The organism is Sphaerobacter sp. (genome assembly GCF_019683595.1).
Classification (GTDB): Bacteria; Chloroflexota; Chloroflexia; order Thermomicrobiales; family Thermomicrobiaceae; genus Sphaerobacter.
Genome location: NZ_JADGHZ010000254.1, coordinates 1 through 3,888 on the forward strand (window position 1 = coordinate 1; position 3,888 = coordinate 3,888).

Here is a 3,888-nt window from a genome sequence, read left to right on the forward strand (position 1 = left end):
GCCCCGCGGGGGGGGCCCGGCCCCGGGGCGGCCCGGGGGCCCGGGGGGGGGGGCGGCCGCCGGCCCCGCCCCCCGCCGCGGTCAATCCCCGCTAGCGCACGGTGACCGTCTGGACGTGGTCGTTGACCTTCACCGTCCACTCGCCCGGTTCCACGCTACCCAGGGCGATGCTCTTCTGGTAACCCATGAGGATCTGGGTGCAGATCGCGTCCCGCTCCCGCTCGCTGAGGATGGTCACGGTGATCGTGTTCCCCTCACGGGTGATCTCCGGCTCCCGCGCCACGGTGCAGCCGTCGCCCACCCAGCCGGTGACGTCCGCGAAGAGCTGCGGCGGGTAGCTCTCGGCGATACGCACGTCGACGCTCTCGATCTGGATCGGCTTGATCTCCAGGTTCCCGCTCGGCTCGCCGGCCCCACCGCCGTTGGTGCCGCCGCCTGCGACGCCCCCATCGTCGCCTGTCCAGATGAGGGCCGCCGTGACCGCGATGGCGGCGATGGCGATCGCCGACACCACCACGAGGATCAGGGCGCGCCGGCCCGGCTGCCGAACTGCCTGTTGCGTCGTATCCGCCTGCATCCGTATCGCTCACTTTCGCCTTCAGTCTCGTGGAGCGTCCACCCGCTCCCTTCCACTCTGAAGACGCCGCTGTGATGCGAAAAGTTCCGCTGTGAGCCGGGGATCGCGCTACCGGCCGGCGTCGGTGCTGCCGTCGGCGTGGGCGGCGGACTCGGCGGGCGCGCGAAGGCGTGCCAAGGTCGCGAACGCCGCCTGGCGCACGGCCGACTCCACCCGCTGTACCGTTTCCTGGTCGGGCGCGGTCCAGTAGTGCAGGTGCAGGTCGTAGCCATCCGCGGCGAGCCCGAGCAGCAGCGTCTCCGGGGGTGGCTCCTGGCGCACGCCGGGTACCCCGCGGGCCGCCTCCTCCAGGGCCGCCCGCGCCCGCTCGGGGTCGACCTCGGGCAGCAGCGACAGCACGATCGCGGTACGCCGCGCCCCGAGGTGGGTGTAGTTGCGTACCGCCTGGGTCAGCACCTGTGCGTTGGGCACCAGCACCAGCACACCGTCGGGGGTGCGTAGCGACGTCGTGCGGAAGGTGATCTCCTCGACGATGCCCTCGCTCGCCCCCACCTGGATGTGATCCTGGACGCGGAAGGGGCGGCGCCAGAGGATCAGGATCCCCGAGATGAAGTTCTCCAGCAGATCCTTCAGTGCAAAGCCGACGATCAACCCGGCGACACCGAAGCTGGCGATGATCGTCCGAGCGTCGATCCCGAGCACCCCCAGCCCGACGGCGACCCCAAACGTGACGATGGCGGCCGTGAGCAACTGGTCGAACAGCCCGCGCAGCATCGGGTCGAGCCGCGAGACCCGGCTGACGCCCGCGAGCAGCCGGCGGGCCAGGCGCGCGATCAAGACGAAGACGGCAACGACGAGGATGGCGACGAGGAGCGCCGGCAGGGTGCCGATGAGGCTACCCAGGCTGTGGCCGATCTGCTGGTCGACGGATTGCAGTTCCTCGCGGATGGCCTCCCACACGATGCAGCCTCCATCCGTTCCGGTGCTGACACGAGTGAACGAACGAAAGTGTATCGCAGACGGCCCTGTGTGAGGCCGAAGACCAGCGTCGAAGCCGGGAACCTGCTAAGATGCACCTGCGCCGGGCCGCGTACGTCCGAAGGGGCGGCGCCTGGGGCGATGCTGTAGCCGCGTGCGACCGGATCGAGAGACGAGGAAGTCGTGCCTCCATCCGTGCTGCTCTCACTCCTGCTGGCGAGTATCTATGGTCTGCTCTTCCACAGTCTGCTCGGTCGGCGCCTTTGGCAATTACCATGCTATTGGTTTGCAGCGGTCACCGGCTTTTTTGCGGGCGAGGCCGTGGCGGTGCTGACGGGCACCGCCCTCATGCGCGTCGGGAATGTGCCGCTTGTGGCCGCGACACTGGGCGCGCTCGTGGGTCTCGGCATGTGCTGGTTCTTTACGTCGCCGCCGCCGGAGACGCGGGCGACACGGCGGCGGACGCGACGCTAGGGCGCTCCGCCGCCGGGTAACCGGTGGCCCGTGACGGTTGTGTCGTGAGATCGCGAGAGGGTAGACGCGATGCGCAGAGGTTGGGTTTGGGTCACGGTCGGCGTGCTCCTGGTCATCTTCATCGGCCTGTTCGTCCTGCTCTACCTGCTGGGCGGGGCCGACCAGTCGCCACTCGAGCGCACGCGGGACATCTCGATCATCTTCCTATCGCTCTCCGGCGTACTGGTGGTGCTGCTGCTCGGCGCGTTGGTCGGGGTCACGGTCTGGCTGGCGCTGCTGCTCAAGGACCGGGTCATCCCGCTGCTGGAGCAGTTGACCGAGGCCGCGGTGCGGGTGCGCGGCACGACCGAGTTCGTCAGCGAGGAAGTGGTCAGCCCAATCATCTCCGCCTACGGCACCGTCGCCGGTCTGCGCGCCATGATCCGCACCGTCACGGGCCGGGACCGCAGACGGTAGGCGTGCTGGTCGGTACGTGTCCGGGGATCCTCGCGCCACCGATCCCCGGGCACGTGGGGCGGCGCGGGGATTCTCACACCACCCGTCCGCGCCCGCATCCGGGTACTAACCCACCCCGGGCGGCGGCTGAGGCCGCGCCATACCAACGCGGCGGCGGGGGCCGCCGCACTTCACAGCCGGCTTCAGCCGGCTTTCGTTGTCAGCCCGGGGCTTGAGCCCCGGGCACGTGCCACGCACAGGGATCCTCGCACCACCCACCCCGGCGACGGTCGGTAGCGGCCCGTGCCGGCGCCGGCGGGGCGGGGCGCTCTAGATCTCCCCGTCGTGGCCGATGGTCTGGAGTTCGTCGATGATGGCGCGCAGCTCGTTGGATCGAGCGTGCATGCGGACGATCGGCTCACCGTTGTGGTCGAGGAAGAGGATGTCGACGTGATCGTCGGCGTCGACCAGCTCTGAGCCGCCGTAGTCCAGCTCCACGGTGAGGACCGGGGTGATGCGCTCGCCCGGCGGCTGGTACTCCCCAGGAGGCGTGTTGGCGGTGGCGTAGCCCCAGTGGTCGACGAGGTCGACCAGCGCGCCGCGGTCGTTCGGGTCGGTGCCCAGGTAGAGCGACAGGTCGATGCGGCCGTCGCTCAGGTGCAGGTAGTAGCCCTCCTCGGCGTGCTCGATGGCGATGTCCTGCGGGAACCAGAGGTCGTAGATTACCAGCGGGCGGTTGACCTCTTCGTCGTCTTCCTCCGCCGGCGGCTCGACCTCGACATCGACCGGGCCCTGCTGCTGCAGGAGGGAGTAATGGGCGAGCCCGTAGGCGTAGAGCATCTCCGCCACCCGCGTGCGCAGCGCCCCGGTGAACGTCCCCGGGAATTCATCCTCAACGAGGCGCTCCAGGGTGCGGATCATCCGGGAGTACTCCTCCATCGCGCGGAGCTCCCGGTTGATAAAGCTCCGCGCGCCCTGGAAGGCAGCCCGGATATCCTCGTAGATTTCGTCGCCCGCCTGCTCGGCGAGGAACCTCCGGATCTCTTCGAAGAGTTCCTCGTCGTCGTCCGATTGTTCCCGGAATCCCGGCTCCTCAGACACGGCTGGCTCCCCGCGCTTTCAGCCTCGTACCGTCGCCGTCGTCGCCGACGGACCCTTATACAGCGAGAACAATACCAGAGCATTCCGGGGCGGGCTAGATCCTGCCCGGCGGACCGCCCCGGCCCCACGCCGGCGTGCATCACCCCGGCGCCGCAGCCGTCTGTGCGTCCTTTTCCGGAGACAACCCGTGGCAGCGCCCCGCGGCGCACAGGTTCCCGGCGTCGAGGGGACGGTGTGTGCCCACCATAGGATAGTCTGAAGCGAACTGTATGACACTGTGTTCATGATATCCCCACACGTGATGATGTGAGGGTATGATCGTT

5 protein-coding genes are annotated in these 3,888 nt (G+C 69.0%); 2 read left to right on the forward strand and 3 right to left on the reverse strand.

The features are described 5' to 3' along the window. Positions 1-91 precede the first annotated feature (91 nt). Entirely contained in the window at positions 92-577 is a 486-nt protein-coding gene (locus IRZ30_RS16160) for a hypothetical protein (protein ID WP_294086632.1), read from the reverse strand. A gap of 108 nt (positions 578-685) precedes the next feature. Continuing rightward, positions 686-1,537, reverse strand: a complete 852-nt coding sequence (locus tag IRZ30_RS16165) for a mechanosensitive ion channel family protein (protein ID WP_294086634.1) — start codon at positions 1,535-1,537, stop codon at positions 686-688. A 201-nt stretch (positions 1,538-1,738) separates the two neighbouring features. On the opposite strand from IRZ30_RS16165, the gene IRZ30_RS16170 reads away from it, so the two are divergent. Both IRZ30_RS16170 and IRZ30_RS16175 read left to right on the forward strand, forming a co-directional pair. Further along, positions 1,739-2,029: a hypothetical protein gene (locus IRZ30_RS16170; RefSeq protein WP_294086635.1), complete on the forward strand. Its 291-nt coding sequence runs from the start codon at positions 1,739-1,741 to the stop codon at positions 2,027-2,029. 69 nt (positions 2,030-2,098) lie between these two features. Next, positions 2,099-2,485 carry a hypothetical protein gene (locus tag IRZ30_RS16175; protein ID WP_294086636.1) on the forward strand — a complete coding sequence of 129 codons (387 nt, stop codon included), beginning with the start codon at positions 2,099-2,101 and terminating at the stop codon, positions 2,483-2,485. A 309-nt stretch (positions 2,486-2,794) separates the two neighbouring features. On the opposite strand, the gene IRZ30_RS16180 is transcribed toward IRZ30_RS16175, so the two are convergent. After that, the gene (locus tag IRZ30_RS16180; RefSeq protein ID WP_294086637.1) at positions 2,795-3,565 is read right to left on the reverse strand and encodes a hypothetical protein; all 771 of its coding nucleotides are present in this window, start codon (positions 3,563-3,565) and stop codon (positions 2,795-2,797) included. Positions 3,566-3,888: the final 323 nt, after the last annotated feature.